We start from the raw sequence: 15,111 nt of genomic DNA on the forward strand, positions 1-15,111 counted from the left end.
GCTGCGAAGCTGCCTTTTTTATTGTTTACTTTTTGAAGGCTTGTCTCTCGCCGTAGGTCAGAGATCGCCAAACCCATTCTAAAGGTCCGTATTTATAATAGGAAAGCCAGAGAGGGCTGAGAATTAGTTGAGAGACACAGATTATGGCCCAAACATAAATCAGCTCATGGCGCATTAGTTCACCAAACATAGACAAACCAACACCTGTAAACAAAAATACAAAGATTACAGAATGCATAATATAGTTGCTCAATGCCATGCGGCCTACAGCGCCCAAAGCCTTTAATAGGAATCCTAGGATGTTATACCTGACGAACAAAAGGAGAAGTCCAATATGCCCCATGGCAAGCGCTAAACGGCTCACATCAAGAAAGATATCCATCACCTTGAACGCAATCGGGTTGAACCCACTGTTATATATTTCCATGGTGATATAATAACGAATAGGGAGGCCTATCAGATATCCTACGATCATCATGCCACCATAAAAGCCTGTACTTTTCTCTAAGGTGAAAATGCCTAATCTGTAGACCATCATGCCAACGAGCATGGCGAGGAAAGCGTCAAAGAAAAAGAAATCATACATGACATAGGATTCCATTGTCATAACCCGACCTTTGAAGGCCAGAACATTATCCCACCAGCCTTTATGACGTTTTTCTATCTCTTCTTTGGCTTTTTCTGGTTGGGTGTTTCTTCGTTCCCAAATGCCAGTCCATTTTTTAATGGCGCCTTCTTCTTTTTTCGTCAGAGTTTCTCCCGCTTCTTTTTTGGTTTCTGCTGCGATTGATTTTTCATAATCGTCGATTAATTTATTATATTTCAAAACACCCTTGGTGATCTGAATGCTCATGATGAGCAGGCAGACAGCGATTAAGAATTTAAAGTTTGCTTTTCGGAATGAAAAAAGGATCAGGGCGGCAATACCATAATAGAAAAGAATATCCCCGAACCACAGAAGAAGATAGGCATGAATTGCGCCGAATAAAATCAGCAAGCTATTGCGCCGCATATATATTTCTGATGCTTCATTCCCTGGCAATTTTTCAGATAAGCGGTCCATGAAGAGGATGGCTCCAGCCCCAAAAAGCATAGAGAAAATTGTTCTCATGGTACTTTCGAAAAATATGTTCACAGTAAACCAAGTGGTCAAGTCCCAGCCAGAAGCGCCGCCCCATGCATTGGGATTTCCGTAGCCACTTCCTGGTAAAGCCATTCCGTTAATATTCATAATGAGAATGCCGAATAGCGCAACGCCTCTCAAAATATCGAGAGAGTTGATCCGCTCTTGCCCCATAATTGGCACGGCTGATGATGTCATAATTGTCTCCTAAGTTTGAGTAATAAAACTCAAAACTGGGGAAACTGTATCATAAAGAGTAGTGTTCACCTAATCGGGGGCTTAATAGGCTGTGGTGCTCTCAGTTCCATTAATCAGGTTGGGGAGTAAACTGCTTGCCCCAAATCGGAAGTAGGTATCACAGTAGAAGTCGTTGTTGACAAGTTCTTGTACTAAATAACGGTATTTTTCACAGTCCGCCGCAGTTTTTACTCCGCCTGATATTTTTACGCCAACAGTTTTAGGATGCGCTTTATTGTAATCAGAAACAGCCTGAAGGACAGTGGCGCCAGTTAAGAGCGTTGAAATATCAGCAGATCCATTGCCAAAGCCACTCTTGGGCAATTTTCCTGTGCAGGTTTTGACAAAATCAGCACCGCATTCGCAGGCCAGAATAGCAGCATCATATAAACTCTGGTAATTTTCGTAGACGCTTGCTTTGAGAATAACCTTTAAAGTCTTTTTTGCTGCGTGAGAGGCAGCGCTGGTGATCAAGAGTTTCTCTTTGCAGGCATCAATATCCCCCTTTAGAAAGGCTTGATAATCAATAACGGTATCAATTTCATCGCAGTTTATAGAGGTGAATGTCGCTATTGTTTCCTTTATATGTTCTAGGGAGTTGTCCCCATGAGGGAAGTTATGAACAATGGCAACTTTTGTCGTGCTAGAGTCTAAGAAATTTGAGGCCGTAGAAGCATGATTGGGATAGACACAGACTGCAGCTGCTTTGTCTTTAGCAGCCTCGCATAGAGTGAGAATATCCTCTGTCGTCTCAGATCCTACCATAGTGTATGCTGCCTCCTCTAAAGAGGTATGATCAATTAAGCTGATGGAAAGGGAAGGGGTGTCAGCCTGAATATCGGTCATCTCATAAGCCTTGTTGACCAGAGACCAGAGTGTGATGGGTAGGGTCTGTGCGAAAGTGGTATTCATGCTTCTATCCTTTGCTTCACACAGGTCATACTGTTATTTCATGCAGAGATAAATGAAAAACGCTCAAATTAGAAAATCAGGCCTCAAAAGAATGATCAAAAAAATAAGCAGACCACGAAAAAAGCGGACAGAGATGCCCGCTTCTTCACTCGTTTTTCAGCCACGTGTCTGTGGCTAGGAGGAAATTATGCCCATGAATCCAAAGATTGGACAGAATGGAAGGTCATGCCGCTCAGAGTGATATCCTCTTCGGTCACTAGATCGCCGTAAACTTTGATGGTTCCAAGGGGATCTTCATCGTGAGCGCCGCCGTTATCGCCTTGCTGACTGGTGAGTGTAATCACAGTATAGTCGTCAATGCCGTCCTCATCCTCATCAATATAATCAAGTTCAAAAGTCACTGTATGGCCTTTTAAGAGAATGGTATCACCTTCTTCACGACTGAAATCCATGATGACATCATTGCCAACGCCTTCAACCCAGTGATCATGGACGTTATCATTTTCGCCGGCAATGCCGCGCCAGTCGATCTTGCCATTTTCATTGGTATATTTTTCAATGATCTCTTCTTTGGCATTCAACAGAGAAATAAAAACGAAAGTATCAGCACCGTCACCGCCATAAAGCGTATCATCTGAACCGTGCTCTGGCCTTTCATTGACACGCCCTTCAGGGTCTTGTGCTGGCTCAGGCTCTCCGCCATCGCCTAGGGAGATGATAATATCATCGCCGTCTCCGCCGTCAGCATAATCATTGCCTTCTCTAAGTCGGATATAGTCGTTCCCTTCTTCGCCAAAGAATTCATCATCACCGAAGTGGTCAATCATGCGATCATCATTAGCACCGCCGTAGAGAACATCATTTCCATCTCCAGCAACAAGTTTATCATTGCCAGCATCACCGAATAAAACGTCATTTCCATCGCCGCCAGAGAGTTTATCATTTCCATCGCCAGCCATGAGCCAGTCATCCCCATCGCCGCCCCAGAGGCGATCATCTCCGGCTTCACCCTTTAATTCATCATTGTCATCACCGCCTGACATTCGATCACTTCCATCGCCGCCATTCAGGTAATCCTCGCCGTTACCACCTCTCAGAGTGTCATCCCCTGCTTCACCGAACAGGGTATCTTCATCATCGCCCCCTGATAATTTGTCATTATTGTTGCCTGCAAAGAGTATATCGTTGCCGTTTCCGCCGCTTAACTTATCTGAACCATTCCCCCCTTCAAGAGCGTCATCCCCATCGCCGCCAGACAGGCGATCATCGCCGTCGCCACCATCTAACATATCATTATCATTACCGCCGCTTAACTTATCATCTCCCTCACCGCCTATGAGTGTATCTTCTTCGTCCTGGCCTTTTAGGATGTCATTACCTAGACCGCCTTCGAGATAATCATTGCCATTACCGCCGTGGGCTTTGTCATCGCCATTTCCACCACTCACGCTATCATTCCCGTCGCCTGCTGAAATTACATCATCTCCTGCGAGACCTTTCAATTCGTCATCGCCGTCATGGCCTTTCAGGAAATCATTGAGTTCTGTACCCATGAGAATATCATCACCGTTAGTGCCCATTATACGATTATAGTCCATAGTTATCTCCTGTAATTCAAAGCTAAATATTGAGTCGAGATGAAAATAACAGTGACGATAATAAACTGAAATATATGGATAAAATTCAGATATACTTTAGATAAAAGCCGAATAAAATTCTGATAAAATTAAAAGTATATCTATGATACAGTCTCATGATGAATAGACTTATATCCAGTTTTAATTTGTTTGGGCTTTGCTTAACACTAACCCTGTTGTCTTTGTCTTCCCATGCTTTTGAAAAAGACTTTTTCAAGCGTCAACTTACCCTTGATTTTGAGTGGGAGAGGAAGGGGCGTATCTTAGTGCCTGTCACCGTTCACTCATTTGGACAGCAGCTTTTTCTTTTTGATAGCGCAGCAGGGGGGACGACCATTTACCAAGATCCAGCACGACTTGTGGGGGCTGAACGATTAATTGGGAAATCTCAGAAAATTCTGACATCAACGGGAATGGAAACAGCAAGTCTGTATAATATACGAAAGCTCTCTTTTGGGATGCGTTCACAGACATATGCTGGTCTGCCAGCCCTGAGAGAGTATAGTCAGCGAAAAGAATTCGGTGTTCTCGCGTTGGATCTTATTTTATGGCAGGTTTATGAAGTAAGTCCGAAAGAGAATAAAATTCATATTTATAAATATGCAGATCATTTCGCCAAAAAAGCAGAATGGGTCCAGCTTGAAAAGGGCACCATGGCTGGAAATGCGGTCTTTGTTAAGCTGTTGTTCAATGATCATTTGGTGGAAGCGATGGTCGATACTGGCGCCAGCACGACTATTTTAAACAGAGCAGCTTATGAGAAAATTGCGCGGCCAGATGAGGGGAGGGCAAAGAAGTATAGAAAGATTACTGGCAGTGCCAGTTCTTCTGTGGTTGGGCAAGAAGTTCTGATCGATGTGAGCTTTCACAAAGAATTAGGAACAGGCGTAAAAGATCACAAAGTACTCATCACTGATCTGCCGGCATTTTCAGCTCTTGGCTTACAAGATCAGCCAATGATTTTGCTAGGGATGGATTTGCTCTCGTCAGAGAATTTTGTTTTGGATATGCGCCATAGCCGTCTTTTTCTTAGAAGAAAATAACTTACTCATTAAATAACTTAAGTAGTTGTTTAGGGGCGTTGTTGGCGATGGACAGACTTTGAATGCCTAAAGACTGCTTTACTTGTTGCGCAGCTAAATTTGCGGCAGTGCTTGCTAGATTGGCATCCGTTAAATTACTTATCCCTGTTTCAATGGCATCAGAGCTTATTTGATTAAATGACTTGGCTTGTTCTAGTCTGTTGAAGCCGGACCCCAGATCTGAGAGAACCTGACTCACATTATTAATGGAATCTTCAATGTCAGAGACAGCGCTACTTGCGCTTGTGGAGCTCAGGATATTCTTTCCATCGCTCAGAGTAATGTTACTGCCCCCTAGAGACAAGTCCTGCTCTGAGATTGAGATGACGTCATCTCCCTTTTCATTAGATAAAGCGGTGATATCACCGCCCCCTGATACCAAGGGGTTAGTGCCGTTAAAGCCAGCGGAAGACAGAGTTGAAGTGATTTGTTCTTTAAGTACTTGAAATTCTGTATCCAAAGCCCGGCGACTATCATCATCTAAACCTGGGTCAGAAGCTTGGACAGCTTTTTCTTTTAGATCAAGTAGGAGATCTGAAACAATGCCGCCTGCAGCTAGTGAAACATCAACTGTGGAGAGCGCGCGGTCCAGCGAGTCGCTAACAGCATTTCGTCCCTGAAGGGAAGAAAAAAGCTGTTGAGCAATAGCAAAAGTCGCCGCATCATCCGCGGCACTATTTACAGATCTACCAGTCGTTAGTTCATTTTGTGTCTTATTTAACAAGCGATTAGTCGATGTTAAAGACTGTATGCCTAACGCTGATCCTGCATTGGAATTTACAGAATCTACCATATGGCTACCCAATTGTTGTTCTGGATATCAGTCCCCACCGATATCCGATTTTCAGCATGCTTATTTTAGCAAGTTTTCATGCAAATGAAAAGGATATGGACAATTTTAATCAATAAAGAAAAGAAAAATCCTCTTGAAATCTCTGCATCACTTCCCAAATAGGATATATAAGATACACGCAGTTTAAGCGTGTGCGAAGAGTGATGCTCTCTTTGAGAGGATCATAAAAATGAAGACAGGGAGATCCAACATGAGCGGTACAACTATGGCATTTTTGATCGTAGCCGTTGTAATATTAGGCAGTATCATTTCAGAGCATTTAAAAAAACAAAGACTTCAGCACAGCAATGGCCTTGATGACAAAAGTGAAGGGCGGATCAGAGAGCTGGAAGAACGCGTGGCTGTTCTTGAGAAGCTTGCAACGGATAAAAGAGTTCGTCTTGCAGATGAAATTGATAGTCTTTAAGGGTTTTACCCCCTTTTTTTCGGGTATCAGAATAAAAATTCAAGACAAATGAAATTTGCGCTTGCCTTATTTCATGGATTTGCTAGGAAAAGCGTCCGTGGTATGGGGGTATAGCTCAGCTGGTTAGAGCAGTCCGCTCATAACGGATTGGTCGGGAGTTCAAGTCTCTCTACCCCTACCACATATTCAAGCCCTGTGACTTTGTGTCGCGGGGTTTTGTTTTTTGATCTGCTCGACTAAGGATCTGAAACTTGCTTCCCTTTTAATCTCAGGAATGAAACAGCTTACCGCAAGGCAATTGATCGGCCGGATGCTCATTCTATGGTCACTTTTTTGGAGGCTTTTATGCGATTATTTATTTTATCTCTTTTCATGATTATTCATGCCATTCCCGGTTTTGCACAAGAGAAAGGGAAATATTATTTGAAATGGAATACAGATCATACAGAGCGTAAAATTGAACCGGAATTTTTGATATCTGACGCCGATTATAATCAGCACAAAGTATATTATATTGAACGTGACCGCGAGGGCAGGCTAGAAACGATCAAATTTTTCTTTTATGGAAAACCATCGAATGCTGCGGATTTCGGGGCCCATGAACTGCGTATACTTTATTTCAATGAGAAAGTCGTTCGGCAGTATTTTAATGTCGAAGGACAACGTGTATCTGGTGGAGCCGGCGCCTATGCTGAAATATATCAACTTGATTCTTCAGGGTTTTATACAAGAAAGTCATATCTGAATGCGGCAGGTGAGAAAATTGCTGATAAATACGGTGTTGCAGACTATCAAATCCTTTCAAGAGACTCACAGGGAAGAAGGGTAAGCGAACGTCATATAAATCTTTCTGGGGATGTCATCCCTGATCGCTATAATGATTTTCTTGAAACGCGCTTTACTTATGACAAGAATGATCACTTGAAAACACGCGCTGCCTATGACCTTCAAGGTAATCGGGCCCTTGGTGGCGGTGGGTATCATACGGCTTATTTTTGGTTTGATAAGAAAGCCAATTTCAATAAAGAAGAATTCAGAAATTTGGAAGAGGCGCTGGTGGTGCCTAACGATATCCACTTTGCCAAAATTGAATTTAACAATATCGACGACTTTGGACGCATCCAAGAGGTCCGATATTACGGCCCTGATAATCAGCTTTTAAAGGACAATCCAGCGATCAGTGTACTGTCTTATGATGCCCTCGGGCGCATTATAAAGCGGACATATCACTCCCCAGATATGGAATTGATGAATAACAATCGCGGTGTGGCGACCTATGTTTATTCCTATAAAGAAGATAAAACCCTCAATTTACGTCAGGGCTTTGATCATAAGGGCGTCCTCATTCCTTAAGAGTGGCCTATAACCAGTATATAGACAGCTATAGAACGAGTCGGTGACCTGTTCTAGCTGTCTTGCGTGGAAAAGTTTTAGGCGTAGGCAGCCTTTTTTTCGTACTTTCCTTTTTGCGGGCATGGCTGCGATTGAAGGTGGCTTTCAAAAAGTGATATTTATATAACATATTGTAATTAATTACTTTTATTTTAATTCTTAAGGGCGACCTGAAAAATAGTGTCTGCACCTCCCCTCTATTCACCCCTTGTACATTAGCCCTTTTTGACCAATGCGGACTTGACATTGCTCTTTAGGTGCACTAAGTGCACTAGCAGAGGTAGTACACTTAGTGCACTCAAAAACAAAAGGACTTTGTATGACGCAGGACGCTGCAATCAAAATTCAAATTGTTACAGGTGATAGTCGACCCATTTTCAAGCAGATCGTTGATGGCCTGAGACTGGAAATATCGACAGGAAATTTGCCTGTGGGCAGTAAATTACCAAGCTATCGTGGGTTAGCTATTCAATTGATGATCAATCCGAACACAGTTGCAAAAGCTTATTCAGAACTTACATCGCTTGGTTTGGTCGAAAGCCGCAAAGGCTTAGGCCTGTTTGTGGCCGAGCCACGACAGATTTTTAGCGAGGATGAGAAAGACAGCAGACTGGAGAGAGCCATTGAAGGATTTATCAATGAAACAATCCACTTGCAGATAAACAAAGATGTCATTCTAGATAAAGTAAAACGCAAACTAGATGAGATTGACGACAGCAAAAAGAAGAGACAAGACAATGACTAACTATTGTATAGAAACTGAAGGCTTGACCAAACGCTTTGGTAAAAAGTCAGCCTTAAAAGACTTAACACTTGAGATACCATACGGTGGAATTCATGCCATTGTGGGCAGTAATGGTGCAGGAAAATCGACTTTATTTAGAACGTTGCTGGGTGTTGAGACTCCCTCTGCGGGTCGTTCTACTCTTCTAGGAGAGAGTAGCCTTTCGCTTAGCCCAGAGGTGCGGGGCCGTGTTGGGTATGTGAACGAAGAACATACACTGCCTCTCTGGATGCGAGCAAAGTCTGTGATTGCTATGCAGAAAAGCTTGTATCCTGAATGGAATGAAGAAATTTTCAATCAAGTGATTTCTTATTTTGATGTGGATCCATCACAGAAAGTTTCTGGATTGTCCAGAGGGGAGCGTGCCGGACTTAATCTATCAATGGCGCTGGCACAGCGACCAGAAGTTTTAATTCTGGACGAGCCTACTCTTGGTCTGGATGTGGTTGCTCGTCAGTCCTTTCTAGAGGCTGTCATGTTTACCGAAACCCATGATAAGACCACCATTATTTATTGTTCCCACCAGATGGAAGAAATTGAACGTTTGGCGGAACAATTGATCATTCTAGAAAAAGGGGAGTTGAAAAATAACTCCTCGCCGGACGCTTTTGTAGAACGCGTTCAATATTGGGTCTTTAATCACATAGACGTTACAAATCAGATTAAAACCCTACCAGGGTATCTTTCGCATAAAGCAATTGACGGCCAACTTCATGTCATGACTGCTGATCAGGGAGACGAATTTGGACAAATTCTTTCTGAATTAGGCGCGGCTGATGTGAGTCGTATGCCTATAAATCTCGAGCGTGCCGTGAACGCTTTCCTAACAGCAAACCATAATAAGCCTGACAGCGCACTATAGGAGATAAAAATGTTTGAACTGTTTAAAGCTGAATTTATTAGATATCGAAAGTGGGCAATCCTATTCCTAATTTTACAAATTGCCTTTTGGAGCTTTCTGACCCGCCTCAAACCCTTGCTACAGCCATCTGGAGAGCAAACCGCTTTAATTACTTTTGTTTGCGTCGCGATTGGTCTTGGCTTTGGTATTGTACAGATGGTGCTTAATCGACGTAAAAATAATTGGACATATCTGATCCAACGGCCTTTGAAGTTAAATTCAATCTATCAAGCCTTGGCATCAGCGGCCCTTGTCAATCTAATCATTGCAATTCCCCTTGGGTGGTTCTTAACCGTTACTGTGATGGATTTATTCACTGAAACAGTGGTGGACATGAGGCACTATCTGTATGCGCTTTATATGGCTGGGCTATCAATAACCGCCTATTTTATTGGAACCTTGACAGTTTTAAGTGCTTCAAAAGGGGCTATTGGTCTTGTCTATTTCCTAGTCATTTGGATTTTTCCAAAGCCAGATTCCTTATTGGTTCTATTCTCTCTCATGGCTGGTGTTCTGGCTCTGCTTTACTATTTGAATCTTCAGTGTTTTAAACCAGACCTCTCAACGCATGTCACCCGGCCTCTTTTTGTTGTGCTCATGGGCATCCCGATGCAAGTAACATTACTTTTTGTTATAATTATTGGATCGACAGTCTATTACCATATTCCGCGATTTATAATTGGGGATCATCCTGATAACAATCCAGTTGTAAATTCACTCAGCTATTTATGGCATATCGATGACCCAAAAGTTGTGGGATATATTCTAAAAGACCATGACAGCATCAAAAATAAAGAGAGTATCTCTCGCCAGGCAGAGCTTGCAGATGCTGATTACATCTCTAGTGGATATTGGACCTACCCCTCTGTTGGCCAGCTCTATACCCGGGATACTGCATATGGATTGTTTGACAGTGCTAACAGAACACACTGGATTTTCTCTCATGATGATATGATGCTCAAAGGTGTGGATAGTTTGTCACGTAGAGCAAAAGGATGGATTGGAAAAAATGGCTTTATAGAAACCAGACAGCCCACTGCCGATGATCGATTTGAGAGTGTTCCCTTTATGGTTGCCGATAAATTTCTCGCTACAAAGACAACTGTCTTTCAAGTGAATTATGAAGACAAAGAAATGATCGTAAAATATCAAACCAAGCCCGGTGAGTATTTCGCTAATCCCCCACAGATAAGAGACCATTTTGTTGCTCTTGTCTCTGAGCAGAATACATATCTCTTTGATAAAGAAGACTTTGTTGGCGAAATGATAGAGGCGAACCCAAACTATACAATTCCACACCCAATCGCTCTCAATAAAATCAGGAATATGGAAACAAGACGGATGGTTGACGGCTATTTGGTTTTATATTTCAGTCGTGATTATAATGGCTATCTCAAGTCTGCAGTCTCTATCAACTATGCCCGGCTTGGTAAGGCAGTAGAGATGATCGCAAAGACGGATTATCCTGAGATCCGGCACCCAGCAGTTATATTAGATATTGAATATGTCGCCTCACCAGGTGCTTATATTCTATATAAAAGTATCTATCGTATCCTTGAGCCTTCTGAAAAAGATAATTTATCCGTGAGCGAGATATTAAATCGCGAGTATTGGCCTTCGGTACAATGGACAAGCTTATTCTTGCAGCTTTTCTCGATGATAGCATTGTTTATGCTAGCCAGACGTCAAAAATTGAGCATGGCCCTAACGGTGATATGGACTGTTATGGGGGCAACATTCAGTCTGGCGGCTTGTGCAAGCTATTTGTTAATGAATAGGATGCGGGCGAATTAGCCCCTTCCTCCCTCTGTGCATAAAAATAATAAAATAGCGAGACTTTACAATGCATACAAGATACATGACCTTAAGGGCAGGGCTACTTTTAGCGTGCCTGATGAGCCTAGCTTTACCTAAAATTGTTAAAGCAGATCAATTAACAAAAGCTGTTTTAGAGAGTGAGAAGAGACCTCAAGCGCGCCTCTTGAAGCGGGATCAGTTTATCGACCGCCGTGATATCACTGCTCTTCGCCTCTCTCCGAAGGGGGACAGACTTGCCTTTGTGACGCCCAAAGGAAAGCATTCTTCTCTATGGGTCCACCATGTCGAAAGCGGCCTGAATAGCCATTTGTTCACTTCTGAAATCATGAACAATATATATTGGTCCAGTGATGGAGATTATATCATCATGTCAACAGATCGAGGGGTTGCCGCTGCTAAAATTACCCAAGCCTCTTTCCCTGAGTTTTTGCTGAAGCTGGATCCTGCTGTCGGCGATGTTTTTCACGGCGTTGATCCCTCAAGTCCTCATCATATCTTTGTCTCACTCTATAATGAAAAAGAGGATGACTTTTCACTCTATAGAGTTGATATGAAAGGGCAAAAAGAGCTCTTATATCGCGGGGAAAATAAGCTAAATAATTTTGTAACTGAACCGCTTGGACCGATGAAGTTTTTAATCAAGACAGAGGGGTTGACGCAAACGATCACTCACCGTGAGGGCAATGTCGATGAAGCTTTAGTGACTTGTGTTTACGGCGAAAACTGTGTGATTGCGCACTATAGCAAAGAGACAGATCAGCTCTATTACTTTGGACGAGATCAGCATGATAAACAAGGTTTGTTAAAGCTGGATATGCACACAAAAGCTATATCGCGAATCCACTGGGATCCAGAAAATAGATTTGACATTGATGAAGCCTTTTTTTCTAGGCGAACAGGCAAGCCTTTGTTAGTAGGATATGATACTGATTACCGGAATACCTATGCTGTCGATACAGAGATAGAACAAGATGTTTCTTTTATTAAACAAAGCCTTAACTCTAAGGTTCTTTATTTCAAGCCGACATCAGACTCACATTGGTTGATCATCAATAGCCCTCCTGAAAGCGCGCAACCTAAGATTTTCCTCTATGACAGGAAGACACGGAAGTTATGGGAGCCTTTAAAGGAGTTTATTGCAGAAAACCCAGTGAAGTCAGACCCAATTAAGGATGAAGATTTGGCCCTTCGGATTGCTTTTTGGTATCCCGCCAGTGACGGCTTTAAGGTGCAAGGCTATCTGACGCTTCCAAGGGGCGTGGAAATCGCGAAAGCCCCGATGGTGGTTTTCCCGCATGGCGGGCCGTGGAATAGAGTGTATGGAGGGTTTGCTGGAGTACCTCAGTTACTGGCAAATAGAGGTTATATCGTTTTTGAACCTAATTTTAGAGCCTCTACTGGTTTCGGGAAGGCTTATATCATGTCTGCACAGAAAGACTTTGGTGATGGTCGTGTGCAAGATGATATTATTGACGGTGTATCCTATCTTCTAGGCCGAGGGATCGGTGATGATAAAAAGTTAGCAATATTCGGCCATTCATTTGGGGGGTTTTCAACTATGGCTGCCTTGGCTTTTCAACCTGAAATGTTTCAGGTTGGGATCGCAGGAGCACCGCCACCTTCCCTTTCTAAAGCCGTCAAATTTCTTGTGAAAAACCAAGAAAAAACTAGCATAGGAGTGTTGCGCAAAGATATTATGGCCGAGCTGGCTGTGAATATTGACGTTGAAGCAGATGTTCAGCGTTTATATGATCAATCGCCGGATAAAAACTTTTTCAAGGTCAAAAGGCCGCTCTATATCGTCGCGGGTGAAAAAGATCGTCGAGTTAATATTCTTGATGTCAGAGATTATGCCCTTAGAGTAGAAGCAAATGGCACGACGATTGGTATGCTGACAGACAAGAAAGAAAGGCATAATTTTAAAAAGAAAACTGCGCGGGAGGCCTATTTTTATTTGATTGAAAAAGTTCTAGCCCATCATCTTAAAGGACGATATGAAGAAGTAGGTTCAAAAAAGCTTCAGAAATATCTGACTAAAAATATGGTTATGGGGGCTATTCCTTGATCAAGCTATTTCAGGATTAGACTGATTTAGATCTTATGACGCGGCTAATTTCTTTAATTAAGCGCTCTTCTTCAACAGGCTTGGCTATAAAACCATCCATTTTAGCTTTGATAAAGGCATCTTGTTGGGTTTCCATAGCATCTGCAGTGAGAGCAATAATTGGTGTTCTAATGCCTGCCTTGCGGATGATCTTGGTGGCCTCAATCCCGCTGAGGAAAGGCATTTGATTATCCATAAGGATCACATCAAAGCGGTATTGGGCTGAGGATGCCATCTCTACAGCTTCTTGACCATTGCTGGCTATATGGACTGAATGACCTAATTTTTCTAATAGCTTCGACAATAGTTGTTGCATTAAAGGAATATCTTCTGCGACTAAGATGCTTAGGGAGTGATCAAACTGATCCTCCCTGGAAACTTTAGGCTCTTTTGGAGAAGCCTTTGCCTCTTTTATTGGGATCATAAATTTAAAGAGACTGCCTGTCGCCCCGTCACTTTCAACAGTAAGATCACCGCCCATCAAGTTAACGAGCTCTTTTGTTATAGCCAGGCCTAGTCCTGACCCCTCTATTGATTTTACGCTATGTTCTACTTGAACAAATCTATCGAACAAGGTGTGTTGATCTTCTGGTGTGATGCCGGGCCCTGTATCTTCGATTTCAACATCAAGAGAATAGGACCCCTGAGTGTCTTTGATGGATGCTCTGATGATAACATATCCTTTTGATGTGAATTTCAGAGCGTTTCCGACTAAATTATTGATGACTTGGCCGACCCGGATCTCGTCACCCCAATAGTAACACTCGGGGGGGAGCTGGTTTTCAACTTTAAATTCTAAGCCTTTTTCCGCCGCTGTCTTGGCCATGAGGTCCGAGGTGTTTGTTATAAGAGCATAGGGGGACCATTTTTCTTTGCGGATCGTTAGTTTGCCGCTTTCTAACTTTGACAAATCAAGAATGTCGTTAATGATTCCAAGCATTAAGTTTGATGATGTGATCGCAGAATCTAATAGCTTTTTGATTTCCTTAACATCTTTTCCAGAACGCGCTAGCTTTAACGCAAGGACTATCGCATTCATAGGGGTTCTAATTTCGTGGCTCATATTTGCCAAAAATTGATTTTTTAAGGCATTCGTATCACGGATCGCTTTGACGGCTAAAGCTGTCCAGATAAGGCTAAGTAGCATCAATAGTTCTGTTAAACTAATCCATTTCCCTCGGAGTTCCATGCCGTGCACAATAATGGTTTCTTGCCGTTCATGTACTGCATCTCCTGTTGAAATTTGAATATCTGTAATTTTATCCAAAGTCGTTGTGCTGTCTCGATTTGGAAATGAAAACATCCACCAGGACGGTACAAGAAATCTATTTAAAGGTAAGGAGTGGTGATTGATGCCGGTTCCGGGATCTACGGTCCTTAGCATTGCTTTAATTATGGGCTGCCCTTGCGCATTGTTCCCTTCGTCTCCCATCAGATAGATAAGCACTGTGTCCCGGCTTTCTGACTTAAGCTCTAACGAGAGTTCTAAACTATCGTAGGCTGATATATCGATCGATTTTAAGTCAGGAGTGAGTGGCTGCCTAAGGCTGCAAAAAGGGAAAATGTCTCCCACGCGTATTGTTTGACAGTCTAGAGTGAGTTTGCCTTCTGCAAAGGATAATATACCGATGGAGGCGCCGCCGTTGATTGAATCATTATAGGCTATAGCTAAGTTACCTTTATCAGGCAATATAGTCATGGTTTGGTTCATGCCGAACCGTTGCCAGATTATCAATAATATCGAGACTATTAAGAGGAGAGGATATATGATCTTCGAGATTCTCATATCTAAAGTCTTCCCTTTTATCCGTGGTGGTCACCACCTTTTGAGTGCTATCTGTCGACATCTCGATAAATAAGAG

12 protein-coding genes and 1 tRNA gene are annotated in these 15,111 nt (G+C 42.6%); 8 read left to right on the forward strand and 5 right to left on the reverse strand.

Annotated elements, in window-relative coordinates:
* Positions 1-25: 25 nt before the first annotated feature.
* The 3 genes from QGN29_RS09225 to QGN29_RS09235 all read right to left on the reverse strand — a co-directional run bounded on the left by QGN29_RS09225 (position 26) and on the right by QGN29_RS09235 (position 3,870).
* Entirely contained in the window at positions 26-1,321 is a 1,296-nt protein-coding gene (locus QGN29_RS09225; protein ID WP_310797563.1) for a DUF418 domain-containing protein, read from the reverse strand.
* A gap of 81 nt (positions 1,322-1,402) precedes the next feature.
* A complete protein-coding gene (locus tag QGN29_RS09230; protein ID WP_310797564.1) occupies positions 1,403-2,272 on the reverse strand; it encodes a hypothetical protein in 870 nt (289 codons plus the stop codon).
* A 185-nt stretch (positions 2,273-2,457) separates the two neighbouring features.
* Positions 2,458-3,870, reverse strand: coding sequence for a calcium-binding protein (locus QGN29_RS09235; RefSeq protein WP_310797565.1), 1,413 nt, complete (start codon positions 3,868-3,870; stop codon positions 2,458-2,460).
* Between the two features lie 155 nt (positions 3,871-4,025).
* On the opposite strand from QGN29_RS09235, the gene QGN29_RS09240 reads away from it, so the two are divergent.
* Positions 4,026-4,952: an aspartyl protease family protein gene (locus QGN29_RS09240; RefSeq protein WP_310797566.1), complete on the forward strand. Its 927-nt coding sequence runs from the start codon at positions 4,026-4,028 to the stop codon at positions 4,950-4,952.
* A gap of 1 nt (position 4,953) precedes the next feature.
* Here QGN29_RS09240 and QGN29_RS09245 read toward each other — a convergent pair whose 3' ends face one another.
* Entirely contained in the window at positions 4,954-5,784 is an 831-nt protein-coding gene (locus QGN29_RS09245; RefSeq protein ID WP_310797567.1) for a flagellin, read from the reverse strand.
* Between the two features lie 250 nt (positions 5,785-6,034).
* Between QGN29_RS09245 and QGN29_RS09250 the strand changes: the two genes are divergently transcribed.
* The 7 genes from QGN29_RS09250 to QGN29_RS09280 all read left to right on the forward strand — a co-directional run bounded on the left by QGN29_RS09250 (position 6,035) and on the right by QGN29_RS09280 (position 13,210).
* The gene (locus QGN29_RS09250; RefSeq protein ID WP_310797568.1) at positions 6,035-6,250 is read left to right on the forward strand and encodes a Clp protease/crotonase-like domain-containing protein; all 216 of its coding nucleotides are present in this window, start codon (positions 6,035-6,037) and stop codon (positions 6,248-6,250) included.
* Between the two features lie 104 nt (positions 6,251-6,354).
* Positions 6,355-6,431, forward strand: a tRNA-Met gene (locus QGN29_RS09255).
* A 164-nt stretch (positions 6,432-6,595) separates the two neighbouring features.
* Positions 6,596-7,603 carry a hypothetical protein gene (locus QGN29_RS09260; RefSeq protein ID WP_310797569.1) on the forward strand — a complete coding sequence of 336 codons (1,008 nt, stop codon included), beginning with the start codon at positions 6,596-6,598 and terminating at the stop codon, positions 7,601-7,603.
* A 358-nt stretch (positions 7,604-7,961) separates the two neighbouring features.
* Entirely contained in the window at positions 7,962-8,387 is a 426-nt protein-coding gene (locus QGN29_RS09265; RefSeq protein ID WP_310797570.1) for a GntR family transcriptional regulator, read from the forward strand.
* On the forward strand, positions 8,380-9,288 hold the full coding sequence (locus QGN29_RS09270) for an ABC transporter ATP-binding protein (RefSeq protein WP_310797571.1): 909 nt from the start codon (positions 8,380-8,382) through the stop codon (positions 9,286-9,288). The genes QGN29_RS09265 and QGN29_RS09270 overlap by 8 nt, the downstream gene beginning before the upstream one ends.
* A 9-nt stretch (positions 9,289-9,297) precedes the next feature.
* A complete protein-coding gene (locus QGN29_RS09275) occupies positions 9,298-11,121 on the forward strand; it encodes a hypothetical protein (RefSeq protein ID WP_310797572.1) in 1,824 nt (607 codons plus the stop codon).
* Between the two features lie 100 nt (positions 11,122-11,221).
* Positions 11,222-13,210, forward strand: a complete 1,989-nt coding sequence (locus QGN29_RS09280; protein WP_310797573.1) for a S9 family peptidase — start codon at positions 11,222-11,224, stop codon at positions 13,208-13,210.
* A gap of 16 nt (positions 13,211-13,226) precedes the next feature.
* Here QGN29_RS09280 and QGN29_RS09285 read toward each other — a convergent pair whose 3' ends face one another.
* On the reverse strand, positions 13,227-14,948 hold the full coding sequence (locus QGN29_RS09285) for a response regulator (protein WP_310797574.1): 1,722 nt from the start codon (positions 14,946-14,948) through the stop codon (positions 13,227-13,229).
* Positions 14,949-15,111 lie beyond the last annotated feature (163 nt).

The sequence above is a fragment of the Temperatibacter marinus genome (assembly GCF_031598375.1).
Classification (GTDB): domain Bacteria; phylum Pseudomonadota; class Alphaproteobacteria; order Sphingomonadales; family Kordiimonadaceae; genus Temperatibacter; species Temperatibacter marinus.

Excerpts from the sequence above, each read along its gene's own strand:
- QGN29_RS09230 (WP_310797564.1), bottom strand. The coding sequence starts at position 2,272 with ATGAATACCACTTTCGCACAGACCCTACCCATCACACTCTGGTCTCTG.
- QGN29_RS09270 (WP_310797571.1), top strand. The coding sequence starts at position 8,380 with ATGACTAACTATTGTATAGAAACTGAAGGCTTGACCAAACGCTTTGGT.
- QGN29_RS09225 (WP_310797563.1), bottom strand. The coding sequence starts at position 1,321 with ATGACATCATCAGCCGTGCCAATTATGGGGCAAGAGCGGATCAACTCT.
- QGN29_RS09235 (WP_310797565.1), bottom strand. The coding sequence starts at position 3,870 with ATGGACTATAATCGTATAATGGGCACTAACGGTGATGATATTCTCATG.
- QGN29_RS09280 (WP_310797573.1), top strand. The coding sequence starts at position 11,222 with ATGAGCCTAGCTTTACCTAAAATTGTTAAAGCAGATCAATTAACAAAA.
- QGN29_RS09265 (WP_310797570.1), top strand. The coding sequence starts at position 7,962 with ATGACGCAGGACGCTGCAATCAAAATTCAAATTGTTACAGGTGATAGT.
- QGN29_RS09260 (WP_310797569.1), top strand. The coding sequence starts at position 6,596 with ATGCGATTATTTATTTTATCTCTTTTCATGATTATTCATGCCATTCCC.
- QGN29_RS09250 (WP_310797568.1), top strand. The coding sequence starts at position 6,035 with ATGAGCGGTACAACTATGGCATTTTTGATCGTAGCCGTTGTAATATTA.
- QGN29_RS09240 (WP_310797566.1), top strand. The coding sequence starts at position 4,026 with ATGATGAATAGACTTATATCCAGTTTTAATTTGTTTGGGCTTTGCTTA.
- QGN29_RS09275 (WP_310797572.1), top strand. The coding sequence starts at position 9,298 with ATGTTTGAACTGTTTAAAGCTGAATTTATTAGATATCGAAAGTGGGCA.
- QGN29_RS09245 (WP_310797567.1), bottom strand. The coding sequence starts at position 5,784 with ATGGTAGATTCTGTAAATTCCAATGCAGGATCAGCGTTAGGCATACAG.
- QGN29_RS09285 (WP_310797574.1), bottom strand. The coding sequence starts at position 14,948 with ATGACTATATTGCCTGATAAAGGTAACTTAGCTATAGCCTATAATGAT.